The 18,035-nt window shown below is 71.1% G+C and carries 15 protein-coding genes; 8 read left to right on the forward strand and 7 right to left on the reverse strand.

From position 1 onward, the window contains the following. Positions 1–86: 86 nt before the first annotated feature. Complete coding sequence (locus ABD708_RS15020; RefSeq protein WP_344755891.1) at positions 87–1,433, reverse strand: HNH endonuclease signature motif containing protein; 1,347 nt, start codon at positions 1,431–1,433, stop codon at positions 87–89. Positions 1,434–1,560: 127 nt separating this feature from the next. Here ABD708_RS15020 and ABD708_RS15025 point away from each other — a divergent pair, with 127 nt between their 5' ends. Further along, positions 1,561–2,097 carry a P-loop NTPase family protein gene (locus ABD708_RS15025; RefSeq protein WP_344755893.1) on the forward strand — a complete coding sequence of 179 codons (537 nt, stop codon included), beginning with the start codon at positions 1,561–1,563 and terminating at the stop codon, positions 2,095–2,097. Between the two features lie 15 nt (positions 2,098–2,112). On the opposite strand, the gene metE is transcribed toward ABD708_RS15025, so the two are convergent. Further along, positions 2,113–4,437 carry a 5-methyltetrahydropteroyltriglutamate--homocysteine S-methyltransferase gene (gene metE, locus ABD708_RS15030; protein ID WP_425553306.1) on the reverse strand — a complete coding sequence of 775 codons (2,325 nt, stop codon included), beginning with the start codon at positions 4,435–4,437 and terminating at the stop codon, positions 2,113–2,115. A gap of 81 nt (positions 4,438–4,518) precedes the next feature. Here metE and ABD708_RS15035 point away from each other — a divergent pair, with 81 nt between their 5' ends. The 7 genes from ABD708_RS15035 to ABD708_RS15065 all read left to right on the forward strand — a co-directional run bounded on the left by ABD708_RS15035 (position 4,519) and on the right by ABD708_RS15065 (position 12,980). Beyond that, positions 4,519–6,570, forward strand: coding sequence for a 5-methyltetrahydropteroyltriglutamate--homocysteine S-methyltransferase (locus ABD708_RS15035; RefSeq protein ID WP_344755897.1), 2,052 nt, complete (start codon positions 4,519–4,521; stop codon positions 6,568–6,570). A gap of 115 nt (positions 6,571–6,685) precedes the next feature. Continuing rightward, on the forward strand, positions 6,686–7,375 hold the full coding sequence (locus tag ABD708_RS15040) for an endonuclease/exonuclease/phosphatase family protein (RefSeq protein ID WP_344755899.1): 690 nt from the start codon (positions 6,686–6,688) through the stop codon (positions 7,373–7,375). Between the two features lie 114 nt (positions 7,376–7,489). Next, the gene (locus tag ABD708_RS15045; RefSeq protein ID WP_344755900.1) at positions 7,490–9,037 is read left to right on the forward strand and encodes a response regulator transcription factor; all 1,548 of its coding nucleotides are present in this window, start codon (positions 7,490–7,492) and stop codon (positions 9,035–9,037) included. Between the two features lie 93 nt (positions 9,038–9,130). Beyond that, positions 9,131–10,462 (forward strand): amidohydrolase family protein, encoded by a 1,332-nt coding sequence (locus ABD708_RS15050; protein ID WP_344755901.1) that lies wholly within the window; start codon positions 9,131–9,133, stop codon positions 10,460–10,462. 33 nt (positions 10,463–10,495) lie between these two features. Further along, complete coding sequence (locus ABD708_RS15055; protein ID WP_344755902.1) at positions 10,496–11,071, forward strand: HdeD family acid-resistance protein; 576 nt, start codon at positions 10,496–10,498, stop codon at positions 11,069–11,071. Positions 11,072–11,088: 17 nt separating this feature from the next. Further along, positions 11,089–12,105, forward strand: a complete 1,017-nt coding sequence (glsA, locus tag ABD708_RS15060; protein ID WP_344755904.1) for a glutaminase A — start codon at positions 11,089–11,091, stop codon at positions 12,103–12,105. Then, entirely contained in the window at positions 12,102–12,980 is an 879-nt protein-coding gene (locus tag ABD708_RS15065) for a hypothetical protein (protein ID WP_344755906.1), read from the forward strand. The genes glsA and ABD708_RS15065 overlap by 4 nt, the downstream gene beginning before the upstream one ends. Before the next feature lie 30 nt (positions 12,981–13,010). Here the strand turns inward: ABD708_RS15065 and gad are convergent, their stop codons facing one another. Genes gad through ABD708_RS15090 form a run of 5 tightly spaced genes read right to left on the reverse strand, consistent with a single transcriptional unit; the run spans position 13,011 to position 18,019 of the window. Continuing rightward, the gene (gene gad / locus ABD708_RS15070) at positions 13,011–14,414 is read right to left on the reverse strand and encodes a glutamate decarboxylase (RefSeq protein WP_344755908.1); all 1,404 of its coding nucleotides are present in this window, start codon (positions 14,412–14,414) and stop codon (positions 13,011–13,013) included. Then, positions 14,357–15,106 (reverse strand): glycosyltransferase family 2 protein, encoded by a 750-nt coding sequence (locus ABD708_RS15075; protein ID WP_344755910.1) that lies wholly within the window; start codon positions 15,104–15,106, stop codon positions 14,357–14,359. The genes gad and ABD708_RS15075 overlap by 58 nt, the downstream gene beginning before the upstream one ends. Continuing rightward, positions 15,103–16,446, reverse strand: a complete 1,344-nt coding sequence (locus ABD708_RS15080) for a PIG-L family deacetylase (protein ID WP_344755912.1) — start codon at positions 16,444–16,446, stop codon at positions 15,103–15,105. Before ABD708_RS15080 ends, ABD708_RS15075 begins: the two co-directional genes overlap by 4 nt. After that, positions 16,443–17,480: an acyl-CoA dehydrogenase gene (locus ABD708_RS15085; RefSeq protein ID WP_344755914.1), complete on the reverse strand. Its 1,038-nt coding sequence runs from the start codon at positions 17,478–17,480 to the stop codon at positions 16,443–16,445. The genes ABD708_RS15080 and ABD708_RS15085 overlap by 4 nt, the downstream gene beginning before the upstream one ends. Further along, entirely contained in the window at positions 17,477–18,019 is a 543-nt protein-coding gene (locus ABD708_RS15090; RefSeq protein ID WP_344755916.1) for a Dps family protein, read from the reverse strand. The genes ABD708_RS15085 and ABD708_RS15090 overlap by 4 nt, the downstream gene beginning before the upstream one ends. Positions 18,020–18,035: the final 16 nt, after the last annotated feature.

Below are 18,035 nucleotides of genomic sequence, written 5' to 3' on the forward strand. Positions count from 1 at the left end.
TACGCGGGCGAGGCTCAACGGCAACAGATCACGATCACGATCACGATCACGCTCGAGATCGCACGGAAGACCGCGCAGGAGGCGGACTACTCCCCCGCATCACGTCCGGGTGGTGCTGCGGCTCGGATTCTGGCGGCGGTGCCGTTGCCGGTGGGTTTCCATCCGGTGTCGGTGCTGCCGTGGGTGTACCGCACTTCCGGGGTACCGTGGGTCATTCTGAGGTGCCAGGGCCCCGAGTCGATCTCGTGGTGATGAAACCAGCACACGAGGACGCCGTTGCACACGTCGGTGGGTCCGCCCTCCTGGTACGGGGTCACGTGGTGGACTTCGCACCACTGGGCGGGCACGTCGCATCCCGGGATGATGCAGGTGCCGCCGTCGCGGAGGGCGATGGCGCGGCGCTGCCTTTTCGTGAACCCGCGGACTTCCAGGCCGAGGTTGAGGGCGTCGCCGTCTTTGCCGAAGATCACGGTCTGGATCCCACCCGCACACGCCGCCTGCCGGGCCTCCTGCACGGGGACAGGTTCCGGCGTGCCCGCATAGAACGCGAGCCCTTTCCCGGACTCCAGCTCGGCTGCGGTGGTGGAGATCCACACGGTGGGGTGATCCCCGCCCATATCCGGCATTTCCGCCGACCTCGCGGCGGTGGCGAACACGTCCCTGAGGTGGTCGGCGGCCTTCTGCCCCCGGGTACGCACATCCGCCGGCGCAGCATCCGGGTCCGGGGCGAAGCTCACCGTCTTCTTCCCCTTCGGGTTCGAGAGCCCGTCCAACACACCCCGCACCACGGCAGCATGCCCCGCCGGCAGCAGCCCGGACACTTTCGCAGCCCCGTCGACGGTGGGTCCGATCCAGAAGAACCGCCCATCCATGGCCGTCTTCGCTTGATCCTCCACGGCCCGGACGTTCAACGCGGCGGCTTTCTCGGCCGCACGGGCCTTCACCTCGTCGGCGCCGACCGAGGTGGCCAGCTCGACGAGTTCGGCCTCGACGGCCGCGATCTGGCGAACCTCGGCCCTGTCGAAGTCTTTCCCCGCGACCTTCTTCAACTCCCCGCTGATCGCTGCCGCGCTCTCGCGTCCGATCCTCCCGTCCAGCACCGCAGCCTCGACCTGAGGCAGCTTGGCGAGATCCTCGACATCGCGGATCAGCTTCGCCGCCTCCTTCCCGGAGGACTTCGTCATCCCCTGGATCGCACCCGCCGCGGTCCTGAACCCCAATCTCCTGGCCAGCGAGTCCGGGTCATCCCGCTCCGAGCGTTCGCTCACCGCCCGCGCAGCCGCGAGCTTCAGCGCCTCCACCTGCCGGGAAGCCGCCTCCACCCGGGAGACGAAATCGAGAAGCTGCCCATCCGTCAGCGCCGACGGATCCACCGGCAGCACCGCACCCAGACGCGACAGCGCCTCACAAGCTGCGGAACCGACCTTCGACATACTCCCGAGCCTACCCCAACCCCCTTATATTGCAAGCATAAGATTCGTAGACTTGTTCACAACCCCGCCGGCACCCCGAGTTTCCCACAGACCCCCGACACCGGCGGCCTCTTGCGAGGATGGCTAGGTGGACCTTGAAGACCTCGGCGAGCGGATCTGCATCCTGGGGCCGTCGAACAGCGGCAAGTCGACACTCGCGGTGGCCATCGGCGTTCGGCGCGAGCTTCCGGTCGTGCACCTCGACCAGTACCGCCACCAGCCCGGCACGCAATGGCTGCAGCGCCCAGACGTCGAGTTCGAAGCCCTGCACGACGCCGCGATCGCGGGCGAGCGCTGGGTCATGGAGGGCAACTATTCGCGCTGGCTGCCCGAGCGGTTGAAGCGGGCCACGGGTCTCGTGGTGCTGGATGCCTCGACGGCCGCCAGCATCCTCCGCTACATCCGTCGCACGTGGGGTCGAGCCGACCGCGCAGGCGCCCTGCAGGGCACCAGGGACAGGATCAGGATGGACATGATCGGATTCATCCTCGGGCCGACCCGGCAGAATCGCCACCGCTACCGAGCCGTGTTCGAGGGCTTCGCGGGCCCGAAGACGTTCCTGCCGAACCGCCGCCGCCTGCGCGACTTCTATCGCGACAACGCGCTCACGACCGCCGCGCGCTGAAGACGCAAACTCGGCTCAAGCCCCGACCGTTCCAGCACCGACATGCTCCCGCACCGCCCGCGCGGCAGCGACCACGTGCCGCAGCGAGGCGACCGTCTCGTCGTAGCCGCGGGTCTTGAGCCCGCAGTCGGGGTTCACCCACAGCTGCCGCTCGGGAATACGCGCGGCGGCGAGCGTGAGCAGCTCGGTGAGCTCGCCGACGCCCGGCACGCGCGGCGAGTGGATGTCATACACGCCGGGCCCGATGCCATGGTCGAACCGCGAGCGCGAGAGATCGTCGACCACCTCCATGCGACTGCGCGCCGCCTCGATCGACGTCACGTCGGCGTCGAGCGCGCGGATCGCGTCGATCACGACACCGAACTCCGAGTAGCAGAGGTGGGTGTGCACCTGAGTCGCCGCATCCGCCCCACCGGTCGCAAGCCGGAACGACGCGACCGACCAATCCAGGTACGCGGCCTGAGCCGCCCGCTTCAGCGGCAGCAGCTCGCGCAGCGCCGGCTCATCGACCTGCACGATACGGATGCCGGCATCCTCGAGGTCCGCGATCTCGTCGCGCAGCGCGAGCGCGACCTGGTTCGCAGTGTCGGCGAGCGGCTGATCGTCGCGCACGAACGACCACGCGAGGATCGTCACGGGCCCCGTCAGCATGCCCTTCATCGGCTTCGCGGTGAGCGACTGCGCGAAGCGCGACCACTCGACCGTCATCGGCGCGGGCCGCGAGACATCGCCCCATAGGATCGACGGCCGGGTACACCGCGAACCGTACGACTGCACCCAGCCGTTCACCGTGACCGCGAAGCCGTCGAGCTGTTCCGCGAAGTACTGCACCATGTCGTTGCGCTCGGGCTCGCCGTGCACGAGCACATCGAGGCCGAGCTCCTCCTGCAGGGCGACGACTCGGCGGATCTCCTCGCGCATCTCCGCCTCGTACCCCGCCGCATCGAGCCTGCCGGCGGCGAGCGCGGCCCGCGCCCGGCGGATCTCGGCCGTCTGCGGGAACGAGCCGATCGTCGTCGTCGGCAGGGCGGGCAGGCTCAGTGCGGCATCCTGCTCGGCGACGCGCTGCCGATACGGCGCGCGTTCGAAATCGGCGGACGCGAGACCGGCGAGGCGCTCGCGCACCGCAGGCACGCGCACGCCCGGTGCGCTGAGGCGATCAGCGAGGGCGGCGGATGCCTCGGCCAGCGCGCCCCGGATCGCGGCGGCGCCCCGCTCGAGCCCCGCGGCGAGCGTCGCCACCTGGGCGACTTTCTGGTCGGCGAAGGCGAGCCACGACAGAAGCCGCGCCTCCAGCTGCGGTTCATCCGCCGTGTCGTGCGGCACGTGCAGCAGCGAGGTCGAGGTCGAGACCGCGACGCGCGGGCTGAGCTCGCGCAGCAGTTCGAGCTTGGCGAAGGCGGCGGCGAGGTCGCCGCGCCAGATGTTGTGGCCGTCGATGACGCCGCCGACGAGCGTCTTCGTCTTCAGCGCGTCCCTCGTGCAGTCGAAGAGATCGGCGGGGATGTTTCCGCGCACGAGGTCGAGCCCGATGGCCTCGACCTCGGTGCCCGCGAGCGTCGCCAGGGCGGCCCCGAGTTCGGCGTACGGCGCGGCGACGAAGAGCTGCGGGCGGTCCTCGACGCGGCCGAGCCTGCCGTAGGCGGCCGCGGCAGCCGCGCGCAGCGTGTCAGCGGTGTCGGGCAGGCTCTCGCTGACGAGCGCGGGCTCGTCGAGCTGCACCCACTCGGCTCCGGCCGCCCGCAGCCGGCCGAGCAGCTCGGCGTAGACGGGCAGCACGTCCTCCAGCCTCGAGAGCGGGGCGAACCCGTCGGGGGCCTCTGCGGAGGGCTTCGCCAGCGCGAGCAGGGTGACGGGCCCGACGATGACCGGCCTGGTGAGGAATCCGTCGGCCTTCGCCTCAAGGAACTCCGCGACGATGCGATCGCCGGTGAGCCGGAACTCGGTCTCCGGCCCGATCTCGGGCACGAGGTAGTGGTAGTTCGAGTCGAACCACTTGGTCATCTCGAGCGGCGCGCGGCTCGCGTCGCCGCGGGCGAAGGCGAAATACGCGTCGAGGTCCGCCGCGGACACCGCGCCCACGGTCACGGCGGCGTCGAGCACCTGATCGTAGAAGCTGAACGACTCGGGGATCGACGAGTCGGTGCGGCCGAGGCCGAGCTCGGCGAGGCGCTCGCGGGTGGCGCGGCGCAGTTCCCGCGCGCGCGATTCGAGCTCGGTCACGTCGATGTCGCCGCGCCAGAACGCCTCGACGGCGCGCTTCAGTTCACGGCGGCGCCCGATGCGCGGGTAGCCGAGGATCGTTCCGGTCGGGAATGCGGGAATGCTCACGGATTCCACCCTGCGTTCCTCAGACAGCAAAGAAAAGGCCCCACTTGCTTTGCTCAACCATTAGATTGACCTAATGGATCGGATGCCGTGATGGAACTTGCTCAACTCCGCGCCCTGCGCGAGCTCCGCGACCGCGGCAGCATCGCCGCCGTGGCCGCCGCTTTCCGGGTCACGCCGTCTGCGGTGTCGCAGCAGCTCGCCGGGCTGCAGCGTTCGGTCGGTGTACCGCTCACGCAGCTCGAGGGCCGCCGCACCGTGCTGACCGCCGCCGGTGCCGCTCTCGCCGACGCGGCCGTCGCCGTGGAATCCGCCCTCATCGACGCCGCGAACTCGATCACCGAGTTCCACGACGACTCAGCGGCACCTGTCTCGATCGGCGCCTTCCCTTCGGCCGCCGTCTCGCTGTTCCCCGGCCTCATGGCCGCGTCGATCGCGGGGCGCCCGCAGCTCGTGCTGCGCGACCTCACGGCGAAGCCGGTCGACTACACCGGCCTCGTCGCCGACCTCGACCTCGTGATCGCCGAGCGTCTCGTCGGCGGCGACGAATGGCCCGCGCAGCTCGCCGTCGTGCCGCTGCTCTCCGAGCCGCTCGACGTGGCGTTCCGCGTCGGGCACCGCCTCGACGCCGGCGAAGCGAGCCAGCCGCTCACCGCCGCCGAGCTGCGCGGCGCCGCCTGGATCGCCGCTGGCGACGACCTCGCGTTGGGCGCCGCCGTGCATGCGATCGGGGCAGCCGCCGGCGTCGAGCCCGTCATCGCCCACCGGGTGAGCGACTTCGCGGTGGCGGCGGCCATGCTGCAGGCATCCGATTGCCTCACCCTGCTGCCCCGGCACACGGGCGCCGCCTATCTCGACTTCGGCGTGCGCGTGCGCCCGCTCGCCGCCGGCATCGCCGCGACCCGCCGCGTCGACGTGCTCGCGCGCCCCGACACGCTGCACCGCCGCGGGGTGCGGGCGGTGCTCGAAGCGCTGCGCACGCAGGCCGCCGCGCTCGCGCCGGCAACTCGAACTCCGACCCGGTCGCCCGGCGGCAGCCGCAGCACTCCCCCGTTCCGCGCCGAGATCGTCGGCAGCTTCCTGCGGCCCCCGACCGTGCGGCGCGCGCACGCGCAGCATGCGGCGGGCGCGATCGACGCCGCCGCGGTGCGCGAGATCGAGGACGGCGCCGTGCGCGACGTGATCGCGCGGCAGACGGATGCCGGACTGCGCCTCGCCACCGACGGGGAGTTCCGTCGCAACTCGTGGCAGTACGACTTCTTCGCAGGCCTCACCGGCCTCTCGGTGACGGGAGCCGAGGGTGCCGTCGATATCGGCGGGGTGCGCACCACGAACCAGGCGCTGTTCGTCACAGGTCGGCTCGGCTTCTCCCGGGAGCACCCGATGCTCGAGCACTTCCGCTTCCTGCGCGAGAACGCACCGGCCGGTGTGACACCCAAGATGACGATCCCCTCCCCTGCGGTGCTGCACTTCCGGCTCGACCGGGAGGGGCTCGCGGGCAGCGACTACGTCGACCACGACGAGCTGATGGGCGATCTGGCCGCTGCCTACCGCGACGCGGTGCGAGCGTTCTACGACGCGGGCTGCCGCTACCTGCAGTTCGACGACACCACCTGGACCTACCTGTGCTCGCGCGCCGAGCGCGAGAAGGCGCAGGCGCGCGGCATCCGGATCGACGGACTCGCCGAGCGCTACGCGCAGCTCATCAACGACGCGCTCTCCGGGAAGCCGGAAGACCTGACGGTCACGACGCACGTGTGCGGCGGCAACTTCCGCTCCGCGTGGATCTCGACCGGCGATTACGAGCCGGTCGCCGAGCAGTTGCTCGCGGGCACGGACTACGACGGCTACTTCCTCGAATACGACAGCGAGCGGGCCGGCGGCTTCGGGCCGCTGCGGCACGTGCCCGCCGGGAACAAGCAGATCGTGCTCGGGCTGCTCACCTCGAAGGACGGCGCGCTCGAGAATCCCGGCGTCGTCACCGCCCGCATCGACGAGGCCGCCCGCCACGTCGGGCTCGACCAGCTCGCGCTCAGCACCCAGTGCGGCTTCGCCTCCACCCAGGACGGCCACGCGCTCACCGAGGCGCAGCAGTGGGCGAAGGTCCGTGAGGTCGTGCAGATCGCTGCAGACGTCTGGGCCTAAAGGCCCGGGCGACGGCTGCTCAGGCATCCGATCACCCGCTGTTCATGGCTTGTGCACCCGACATGCCCAGCGCAACCCCGAGCGATCCTCGGCCGCACGCCGTAAGGTGTCGGCGATGAAGGTGATCAGCTACAACCTGCGCGAGAACCACGCCAGCGGCGAACTGGTGCCCCTGGTCGACCACTTCGACCCCGACGTGCTGTGCCTGCAGGAATGCGGCGCCACGGGGCTGCCCGAGCGCATCGGCGAGCTCAGGCTCGCCGGGGCGACGCTGCGCAACCGGCTCGGGCTCGCCCTCTACTACCGCGAGCACCGCTTCTCGCTGGTCGCGACCGAGAACTTCGCCCTCAAGAAGTCGCTGCACGACCATCTGCTCGCTCCCGCCGACGAGCGCGTCGTGGGCACCCGCCTCGAGGACACCGAGGAGGACCGCGAGGTCGTCATCGCCTCGTTCCACGCCTCGCCGCTGACCGCCGTCAACTCGCTGCGCCGGGCGCAGATCGACGCCGCGCACGAGAAGCTGCGCGAGCTCGGCCCGGGGCTGCCCGCTCTCATGGTCGGCGACTTCAACTACCCCTGGTTCCACAAGAACCTGCGTGCTCGCATGGTCGAGTCGGGCTTCGAGCTGAACAAGAGCGACACCAGCACGTATGCCCGCTACAAGTACTTCCGCGGGCACTTCGACTTCGCGACCTCGACCGGCCTCGACATCAACGGTGTGACGACGCTGCCGGCCGGCGTCTCGGACCACAAGCCGATCCTGGTCTCCGCCGGGTACCGCGAGGCGCAGGCCGAAGCCGCCTGACCTTCCCGCAGCACAGCGCTCGCACCATCGGGCGCAGGCGCCCGAACGCCCGATTATGTCTATATTTTGTCGTAACCGAGCGGCCCTACCTCCACTCGGGCGGGCGGGTGAATGGTGGTCGAAAGCGCAGCGCCGGATCCGGGTGAGCAGCTCGCCGCGGCGATCGCAGCAGGCGATGCCGAGCGCATCGTCGAGATCCTCATGGGCAACGTCTGGTACTTCTTCACCCATGACTACCGGGCGCTGCAGCAGGCGGCGGCGACCCTCTCGGACGAGATGCTCGAGCGCCACCCCGTCCTCCGGCTCGCGCACCCGCTCGGCGGTGTGCTCGCGCGCACCGGGCGGCCGATCGACCCGTCGGAGTTCGACGAGCTGCTCGCCTCGGACGATCCGACGACCGTCGGCCTGTTCCTGATGATCCAGGGACTCGCATCGCGCGCGAACGGCGACACCGCGGCCGCTGTGCGCTCTGCGCGCCGGCTCGAGGACTGGATCAGGCAGACCGAGTTCGCCGCGAGCGCGCAGCACGACGGTCCGTTGTGGCTGTTCCATCACCAGATCGGGTCGACCTACCTCGTCGCCGGCGACACCCTGAACGCGCTGCGGCAGCTCGGGGTCTCCCGACAGATCGGCGTGGCCTCGGGCTCGGTCGACGCCCAACGGGGCGCCGCGGGCCGCATCGCCATCGCCCACGCGGTTCGCGGCTCGCTCGCCGTCGCAGAGAAGTCGCTGGCGGAGGCGCTCGCACTGCCGGGCTCGGCGGCGGCTTACGCGAGCGCGGCCTACGGCACCGAGCGTGCGGCCGCAGCGCTGATCAGCGTCGAGCGGCTCGCGCCCGACGCAGACGACCGCATCGCCGAGCTCGACGCGATCGACAACTTCGAGATCATCTGGCCGTTCGAGCTGCTCGCGAAGGCGCGGCTCGCCCTCGGCAGGCAGCAGCCGTCGGAGGCTCTCGAGCTCGCCACCATCTCAGCTGCGACGCACCGCGTGCAGGCAGGGTCGTTCGCCGCCGACGTGCTCGACTCCCTCACAATCGAGGCGCTGCTCGCGCTCGGCGACCTGAGTGGCGCCGACCGCGTGGCGGCGTCCAGCAGCGCACGCGGACCGCTGACTCGGATCGCGGCGGTGCAGGCATCCATTCACCGCGGTGAGCTGACCCAGGCTCAGGAGGACCTGCGCTATCTCGGAACCCGGCCGACTCTCTCGCCATTGCAACGGGCGCAGCTCGCGGTGTTCACCGTGCGGCTCGACGCGCTCAGGGGCGGCCAGGTGTCGTCGCACCTCGCCGAGGAGTTCGCCGCCGCCGTGACCCGCCAAGGCTACCGTCGGCTGGCAACGACGATGCCGGCGACCGTTGTGCCACTGATCCGCTCGCGGCTCAGCCCGGCTACGGAGACCGCATTCGACGCCGCGACCGCTGACCTCGCCTTCGCCGACTCCGCGGGCAGCATCACCCGCGCCCTCACCGAGAGCGAGCGGCGCGTGCTCGACGCGCTGGTCCTGCACGAGACAGTGGCCGACATCGCGGCGGCTCTGCACGTCTCTCCCAACACGGTGAAGACGCAGCTGAGGTCGCTGTACCGCAAGATCGGCGCCACGACTCGGGCGGACGCCGTGGCGGTGGGCAGCCGGATGCTGTCATCACAGCACGGCGGGTGAAGGCCGGGTGATTCGCCGGGTGAAGTTCTGACCCGCGCACTGCCTGCCCCGACAGGCTGAGGCCAGATTCCGACTCAGCCGAGGGGGCGAGAGATGGTCGGCACGACTGCAGCGCCATTCGCACTGACGCACGCCACGATCGTCACGGGCGATCGCGACGGCACGGTCCTTCCCGACCACACCGTCACGGTCGCGGCCGACGGCACGATCGCCGCGGTGGAGCCGTCGCCGGCAAACCCCGTCGCACTCCCCCAGCGTCAGATCGACCTCACCGGGAAGTACCTGGTGCCCGGCCTCATCAACGCGCACGCCCACCTCTTCTCCGACGGCAGGCCGCTGCCCTCCGTGTTCGCCAAGGAATCGCTCGAGGGCGCGGTCACGCTGTTCTTCCGCAGCCCGGCCGGGAAGGCGCTGCTGCGCCGCCGCACCCGCGAGAACGCGCTCACTCAGCTGCACAGCGGCGTCACGACCATCCGCAGCGTCGGCGACGTCGGCTACGAGGTGGTCACCCTGCGCGACCGCATCGACGCCGGCGAGCTGGTGGGGCCGCGCCTGCTGCCATCCGGCCCCCTGCTCGCCGTGAGCGGCGGCCACGGCGCCCCGCTCATCGCGCTCGTCGGAGACGACCCGTGGGAGGCGCGGCGCAATGTGCGGCTCAACCTGCGCAAGGGCGTCGGCGCCATCAAGATCTCAGCGACCGGCGGCGTCACGGACGCCCGCGCGATCGGCGAAGCCGGCCGCCCCCAGATGACCGAGGCCGAGATGGCCGCCATCTGCGACGAGGCGCACAACGCCGAGATCGTGGTCGCCGCCCATGCGCAGAGCCGCGAGGGGACCCTGCGCGCGCTGCGGGCGGGCGTCGACACGATCGAGCACGGCTGCGACCTCGACGATGAGCTCGTCGCGCTGTTCAACGACAATCCGCGTTCGCTGTTCGGCACGTCGGCGATGGTCCCGACGTTCAGCGCGGCGCTGCCGATCGTGAAGCTCAGCCAAAGCGTCACCGGCGTCGACGACGTGGTGCGCGCGAACGGCGAGCTGATCCTCGAGCGCATGATCCAGGGAACCCGGGATGCCCTGGCCGGCGGCGTCGCCCTCGGCAGCGGCTCTGACTCGGCGCTCACCTATGTCACCCACTACAACATGTGGCGCGAGCTCGACTTCGCGACCCGCTTCGGCGGCCTCACACCGGCCCGCGCCCTCAACTCCGCGACGCAGGAGAACGCGCGGATCCTCGGCATCGCCGACCGCACCGGATCGATCGAGCCGGGGAGGTCCGCTGACCTCGTCGTGCTGCCGGCGAATCCGCTGGAGGACTTCCGCGCCTTCGCCGAACTCGAACTCGTCGTCGTCAGCGGGTCCGTCATCGAGCAGCCCGCCGTCGCCCGATTCGACGAGATCGACGCGTATCTCGACTCGTTCTGAACCTCACCCCCACCATCGAAAGGAACACCGCCCATGTCCACCACCGCAGAGCCGATCCGGCCGCTGTCCACCGCGATCCGTACGGGACTCGCCGTCAGCGGCGCCGTGTCCGCCGTGATCGGCCTCCTCATCCTGATCTGGCCCGGTCACACCGCGGTGGTCGTCACCGCGATCATCGCCGCGTACGCGATCGTCGCCGGCCTCGTCTACGTCGCGCTCGGCGTCTTCGCCACGGCGCTCGGAGGCTGGGCGCGCGTCGGGCACCTCATCCTCGGCGTCCTCTTCGTCGCGGGCGGCGTCGTCGCCTTCACCCGCCTGGGTGCCACCACGGCGGCGCTGTTCGTCTTCGTCGGGGTCCTGATCGGCATCCTGTGGATCATCGAAGGCGTCGCCGCCCTCATCACCCTCGGGGCCGCGCGGTTCAAGTTGCCGACGCTCCTCTTCGCGCTGCTCAGCATCGTCGTCGGCATCATCCTGCTCTTCTCGCCGCTGTACTCGGTCGTGCTCTGGCTGTGGCTCGGCATCGCCCTTCTCGTGCTGGGCATCATCCAGATCGTGCGTGCGATCACCTGGAACCGGCGCGGCGCACGCCGGGGCACGGATGCCTGAGCCGGCGCCGCTTCCCCATGCTGAACACCCGCACGGCTGACATCGAACAGCAGGCATCGACGGGATCGCTGCCCGGCTGGGACGACGTCGACGCTCTGGTCTCTGCCACGTACGACCGCCTGCGGGACGACCGCGACGGCACCGTCGCCGACTACATCCCGAAGCTCGCCGCAGCAGAGCCGGATCAGTTCGGCATCGCGGTCGCCGACGTCGCGGGCGGCACACACGATGTCGGCGACGCGTGGGCTCCGTTCACCATCCAGTCGATCTCGAAGGCGTTCGTCTACGCGCTCGTGGCCGAGGTGCTCGGTCACGAGGTCGTCGGCGAGCGCATCGGTGTCAACAACACGGGCCTGCCGTTCGACTCCGTCGTGGCGATCGAGCTGAACGACGGGCATCCGATGAATCCCATGGTCAATGCGGGGGCGATCGCGACGACGGCCCTCCTCCCCGGTGCGAGCCCCGATGAGAAGTGGAGCAGGCTGGTCGCCGCGCTCTCGGCGTTCGCCGGTCACCGGCTGTCGATCGACGAGCAGGTGTACGCCTCGGAGTCGGCGAGCAACGACCGCAACCGCGCTCTTGGTCAGCTGCTGCGCAGCTACGGCAGGCTCGACGCCGATCCCGCCGAAACGGTCGATCTCTATACACGGCAGTGCGCCCTGCTCGTGAGTGCGCACGACCTCGCGGTCATGGGAGCCACTCTCGCCGACGGCGGCGTCAACCCGGTGAGCGGAGAGCAGGTGGTCTCGCCCGAGGTGTGCAGGGACACCCTGGCGGTGCTGGCCGCCTCCGGGCTCTACGAGCACAGCGGCGAATGGCTGTTCGAGATCGGCGTTCCGGGCAAGTCCGGCGTCTCGGGCGGAATCGTCGCGATCGCACCGGGCAAGGGCGCAATCGGCGCGTTCTCGCCTCGGCTCGACGAGGCCGGGAACAGCGTGCGGGGCCAGCGCGCAGCCGCGCAGCTCTCGCGGGCGCTCGGCCTCAACGTGTTCGCGTCCCGCAGCGCGGCCGCTGCGTCGGGAGCGCGGATATGACTCGCGCCTGGTGGCGCCCGGCCGTCGCCGTGGTCCTCCTGGCCCTCGTCGTGATGCTCGCGCCGCTTTCCGTGGTCGCCCGCTGGACGCACACGCACGTGAGCGACACCGACGGCTATCTGGCCCTCGTGACACCGCTCGCCGAGAACGCGGCCGTGCAGTCCGCGATCACCGAGCAGGCGACCACGGCGATCACCGCCCGCGTCGATCTGCCTGGGCTCGGCGCGCTCGTGCGCAGCCAGCTGCAACGGTTCGTGCAGAGCGACGCCTTCCCTGATGTGTGGAAAGCCGCGAACCGCGAGGCCCACCGACAGTTCGTCGGGGTTGTCACGGGTGAAGGAACTCGTGAGGTGACAGTCGAGGACGGCACGGTCAGCCTGAGCCTCGCCGGCCTGGGCGAGGCGGTCAGACAGTCCCTCGATGAGCGCGGCGTTCCCGGCGCATCTCTGATCCCGATCATCGACGTGTCGTTCACGATCTTCGAGTCGGAGCACATCGTGACCCTGCAGCGGGGCTTCCGCCTTCTCGACCGGACCTGGGGCCTCTTGCCGTTCATCACCGCCCTGTTGCTCGCGGCGGCGATCGCGATCGCTCGGTCCCGGCTGCGCACCGCGACGATCGCCGCGCTCTGCGTCGCGCTGGGCATGGGCCTGCTCGCCATCGCGCTCGCTGTCGTGCGCGCGCGATACCTCGCCGAGCTGCCGCAGACCGTCTCCGCGCCGGCCGCCGCCGCGGTCTTCGACGCGCTCGCCGCCCCCATGCGCACCACGCTGTGGGGCTGGCTCATCGCCGCCTTCGGCTCGGCCGTCGTACTCGCCGCGCTCGGGATCGGCTGGACCCGCATCGTTCACCGCCCCGCCCGAAGAACCGCCTGACGTCGCCGAGCCTGGCCGAGCCGAACCCGGCTAGTGGTGGAACGCCGTCGCCGTCGGCGGCGCGGGCGGCGGCGTCTCCAGCGCATCGAGGTATGCGACGCTCGTGCGGATGTCCTGCAGCAGGTCCCGCGCGAGGTTGCGCCCCAGGCCGTTGCGCACGACGATGCGCTGCACGGTCACCGTCTCGAGGTCGGCCGGCATCGGATAGGCGGGAACGAGCCAGCCGTGCGTGCGCAGCAGCGACGACAGGTCGTCGAGGGTCCAGTTGCGCGCGGCATCCGCTCTCAGCTTCCACGCGAACACGGGGATGTCGCTGCCGTCGCTGACCAGCTCGAACGGCCCGAGCCTCGCGATCTCGCCCGAGAGGTACACGGCGACGTCGCGCGTCGCGGCCTGCACCGCCGTGTACCCGGCGCGCCCGAGGCGCAGGAACGTGTAGTACTGCAGCAACACCTGGGCGCCGGGCCGCGAGAAGTTGAGCGCGAAGGTCGGCATGTCGCCGCCGAGGTAGCTGACGCGGAAAACGAGATCGTCCGGCAGCTCGTCGGTCGAGCGCCAGAGCACCCACCCGAGTCCCGGGTAGACCAACCCGTACTTGTGCGCAGAGGTGTTGATCGACGCGACCCGCGGCAGCCGGAAGTCCCACTCGAGCTCGGGCTGCAGGAACGGCGCGATCATCGCCCCCGATGCGCCGTCGACATGAATACGGATGTCGAGCCCCGTGCTCGCCTGGATGGCATCGAGCGCCGAGCTGATCTGCGCGACCGGCTCGTAGCTGCCGGTGTAGGTGACGCCCATGATGGCGACCACCCCGATCGTGTTCTCATCGACGTAGTCCTCGAGCCGATAGCCGTCGAGCACCAGGTGCTCATCGCTCACGGGAACGTACCGCGGCTCGACCTCGAAGTAGTTGCAGAACTTCTCCCAGCAGACCTGCACGGCCGAGCTCATGACGAGGTTCGGGCGGTCGGCCGGCTTTCCCGCTGCGCGGCGAGCATGCTGCCAGCGGCGCTTGAGCGCCAGGCCGCCGAGCATGCAGGCTTCCGACGAGCCGACCGTCGAGGTGCCGATCGCGCGGTCCGGGTCGGGCGCGTGCCACAGCTCGGCGAGCATCCGCCAGCAGCGCTCCTCGATCGCCGCCGTCTGGGGGTACTCGTCCTTGTCGATCATGTTCTTGTCGACGGTCTCGGCATAGAGGCGATCGGCCTCACGCTCCATCCACGTGCCGACGAAGGTGGCGAGGTTGAGCCGAGCGTTGCCGTCGAGCATCGCCTCGTCGTGCACGATCTGGTACGCCGTCTCCGGCAGCATCTCGTCGCCCGGGAAGCTGAACAGCGGCAGCTCGACCGCCTCGCCGGGGCGCGCGAACAGCGGATTCAGGTCGACGCTGTCGCCGCGCAGACCTCGTCGATCGGGGGATCCTCGTCGGGCCACGCGGCCAGCATAGCCATGCGGTTGAGGTAGCCGGCATAGCCGCCCGGTGCGCGCCCGACCGAGCGCCCCGAGGTGAGCACGGGGAGGTCGTAGTCCGAGGTCACTCGGGCGCCGGCCGCACGCAGAGACGCCACCAGCCGAGCATCCTCGTGCTCGCGAACAGGTGCGAAACCCCCGACCAGCTCGTAACTGCTCGCGCGTACGCCGAGGTTCGCGCCGTAGACCGGACTGCCGGAGCGTGCCGGCTCGGCGAGCGCCGTACCCCGCAACCCGGGCGGCAGATCGAGCGGGTCGGGCCTCACCGTGCCGAGCACCGCGTCCCAGCCGTCATCGGCGAGCTCGAGCTGGCGGGTCAGCCAGTCGCGGGGAACGTGCGAGTCGGCATCCGTGTTCGCGATCCAGACACGGTCGCGTGACGCGGCGCCCAGCCCCGCGAGCGCCGCGTCGACGCCGGCCGCGCGCGCCCGCCCGACGCCCGATCCGCCCAGCTCGATACGGTCGAACGGCCAGCGCGCGGCGATCTGCGCCGAGCCGTCCGTGCTGCCGTCGAGCGCGATCACCACCCGCACCGAGACCCGGCCTGCAAGCGCGGCAAGCGTGGTCTGGACGCCGCAGAGGCAGCGCTCGAGCCGCTCCTCTTCATCGCGCACCGGCACGACGACCGCCACCGCGGCGATCGGCGCGGCGCTCACACGAGTCCCGTCTCGCGGGCGACGGACGCGGCGGGCGGCCGCTGGAACACCTCGAGCAGGAAATCCTCTTCGACGTGGGACACGGTGCGCACCAGCTCGGGGCGGCGACGCAGCGCGTCATGCACCTCGTCGCCCGAGAGCGGGTATTCGGCGACCGGATGCCGCCAGTGGCAGGCCACGAGCACCCCGCGCGGGGCGAGGGAGGCGAGCACCCGGTCGATGCCGAGCTCGAGCTCGTCGCCCCAGTAGTAGCCCACCTCGGAGAGCACGACGAGGTCGAACTCGCCATCGGGCCACTCCTGCGGGGTCGCGAAGCGCTGGAAAGCGACGTTGCCCGCCGTCACGCGGCGGCTGGCGCGGTCGAGAGGGTCATCGGCGATGTCGATGCCGAGCAGATCATCGACTCGCGTCGCGAGCTCGGCGGTGAGCACGCCGGTCGCGCAGCCCACCTCGAGGCCATGCGCGAACCGTGGCCTGGGCAGCGCGGCGAGCGTCGCCGCGCGCTTGCGCTGCTCGTACCAGCGCGTCTCGAAGCCCCACGGATCGGGGTTGGCGTCATAGAACTCATCGAAGAACCGTGCGGGCAGTGCGCCGCGATGCTCCACGTAGACCTCCTCGCTGCGGTCGAAGTGCCGCTGGATGCCCGGCCCGAGCATCGCCTCGTCGCCGGGCAGCTCCGAGAGCGGCTGCGTCTGGCTCACGTACCCGCCGGTCGCGGTGCGCTTCGCGACGAGTTCGGCGTCGTCGGCGCGCAGCACGCGCAGCTGCGGCCACGGCACCTCGGCGGAATCCGGCTCCGCCCAGTGCCACAGCCAGATCGGGTACTCGATGAGCCGCAGACCGTGCGCCGCCGCGAGCTCGTGGGCGAGCTCGCCGATGGCCTCGTGGTCACCGTGCCCGTCACGGCACCATGGGGCCACGAGGAGGGGCGGCTCACCGGCCGCGATCGCCGCCTCGATGCCGGCGCGCAGCCGACGGCGTTCGTCGGGCAGGCCGCCGTCCGGCAGCCCGAGGGCGGTGATACGCGCCTCTGGGGCGAGCGCGGTCACCGCTGCGCTCAGTTCGGCTTGGCGACGCGCGCGCAGCTGCTCGGGTTTGTGCGTCGGTGAGGAGGGGTGGGATGCCTCGCCGTCGGTCGCGACCACCACGTCGATCGGCCACCCGAGGCGGCTCGCTCGGGCGATGAGCGCCCCGGCGCCGAGGCTCTCGTCGTCGGGGTGGGCGGCCAGCACGACGAGCCGCGCCGTCGATGGCAGCTCGAGCTCGCGCATCCGCTCCCACTGGGGCGCAGAGCGCCAGGCGTCCTCCGCCGTGCTCTCGTCGAGGTGGGTGAAGCTCACCACGGCCGCCGCCCGGAGTCGGCGAGCCGATCGAGAAGGGCCCGGCCCAGCGCCGCGTCGTCGCGCTCGGCATGGTGCTGCCGCAGGTACAGCTGCAGGTCGGCGACGCGGGCGGCGTGGTCGGCGTCGAGCGCGAGGGGTGCGGGGCCGAGGGCGTGACCGACGCGCGTGATGACGCGCTCCGCGGCATCCGCCACGGCGCCCCGGGTGCGCAGCATCAGCGTCGGCCAGTCCACGTCGGCAGGCGGGTCGTCGACGATGTTCGCGGCCGCGTCGAGCGCCGCCCGAGCCGCGGCGATCGCCCTGTCGACCGCGCCGAGGTGCGCGAGCGCCAGCTGGTCGGGCTCGCGCTTCCCTGAGGCGACGAGCAGCGCTCGGGCGATACCTGTCGCGCCGCCGAGCCAGCACGCGGCGACGCCGATGCCTCCCCAGAAGAAGCCGGGCCGCTCGAGGTACCAGCCGGGCTCGCCAACCGGCACGGACGGAACTCCCTCGAAGCGCACGGGCGCGCTCACGACCTGGGTGAGACCGCGCGGCGCCCACGGCCCGTCGTCCGCGGTGACGCCGGACTCGCGCAACGACACCGCGAACAGGCGGCGGGCGCCGCCCTCCACCGTCGCCGTCACGAGCGCGTGGCTCAGCGCCCCGGCGAGCGAGCACCACGGCTTCGTGCCGTCGAGCCGCCACCGGCCGCCGTCCTCGCGGGCCTCGAGCGCGAGGCCCGCGCCCTCGGCGGCGAACACTCCCCAGCTACTGCCGTCGCCCGCGCCGACCGCGGCGAGGTCGACCGGCTGCGGGGCTTGGCTGAGGATCGCGAGCGCATCGAGGTGCGGCTCCAGCACCCGCGCGGCGGCCACGTCGATCGCGGCCGCTGCGGCGAAGAACGCCCACAGAACACGGGTGTGGCCGGTTCCCGGCGCAGGCAGCCAGGTTCCGGCATCCGTCGCCCAGCGCAGCGCGTCGTCGACCCGGCCGTGTACCTGCGCGAGGTCGGCGAGCGCGCGCTGGACTCTCTCGTCGAGCTCGGCGCTCACACCGAGGGGGTTCGGTTCTCGGCGCTGACCATCCAGGCGTACTGCTCGAGGGTCGCGATGATCTCGTGCAGGATGTCGGCGGTCGTGGGGTCCTCGTCATCGACCTCGTCGTGCACCTCGCGCATGGTGCCGACGACCGCCTCGAGGCGCACCGTGATGAGGTCGACGGTCTCCGCGGTGTCGACCTCGCCGTTCGGATAGGGCGGCAGTGAGGTGTCGCCGCTGACCGTCCCGCTGCGGCCGTCCGGGGCCGCGTGCAGCGAGCGCAGGCGCTCGGCGATCACGTCGGAGAACTCGCGCGCACTGTCGACGATCTCATCGAGCTGCAGATGCAGGTCGCGGAAGTTCTTGCCGACGACGTTCCAGTGCGCCTGCTTGCCCTGCAGGCTGAGCTCGATCAGGTCGACGAGCACGCGCTGCAGGTCACCCGTGAGCTGCGCGGAGGCGACGAAGCCCTTCTCCGCGTTCTCCCTGCGCGCACGCGCCGCACCCGTCCGCGTGCTCGGCTTCCTCGTCGCTGTGCCGCTTGCCCTGGCCATCTGCGTTCCCTTCTCG

This window comes from Gryllotalpicola koreensis (assembly GCF_039538185.1).
Lineage (GTDB): Bacteria > Actinomycetota > Actinomycetes > Actinomycetales > Microbacteriaceae > Gryllotalpicola > Gryllotalpicola koreensis.

Coding starts and splice junctions, on each gene's coding strand:
- ABD708_RS15050 (WP_344755901.1), top strand. CDS start 9,131: ATGGTCGGCACGACTGCAGCGCCATTCGCACTGACGCACGCCACGATC.
- ABD708_RS15035 (WP_344755897.1), top strand. CDS start 4,519: ATGGAACTTGCTCAACTCCGCGCCCTGCGCGAGCTCCGCGACCGCGGC.
- ABD708_RS15040 (WP_344755899.1), top strand. CDS start 6,686: ATGAAGGTGATCAGCTACAACCTGCGCGAGAACCACGCCAGCGGCGAA.
- ABD708_RS15055 (WP_344755902.1), top strand. CDS start 10,496: ATGTCCACCACCGCAGAGCCGATCCGGCCGCTGTCCACCGCGATCCGT.
- ABD708_RS15065 (WP_344755906.1), top strand. CDS start 12,102: ATGACTCGCGCCTGGTGGCGCCCGGCCGTCGCCGTGGTCCTCCTGGCC.
- ABD708_RS15090 (WP_344755916.1), bottom strand. CDS start 18,019: ATGGCCAGGGCAAGCGGCACAGCGACGAGGAAGCCGAGCACGCGGACG.
- glsA (WP_344755904.1), top strand. CDS start 11,089: ATGCTGAACACCCGCACGGCTGACATCGAACAGCAGGCATCGACGGGA.
- ABD708_RS15020 (WP_344755891.1), bottom strand. CDS start 1,433: ATGTCGAAGGTCGGTTCCGCAGCTTGTGAGGCGCTGTCGCGTCTGGGT.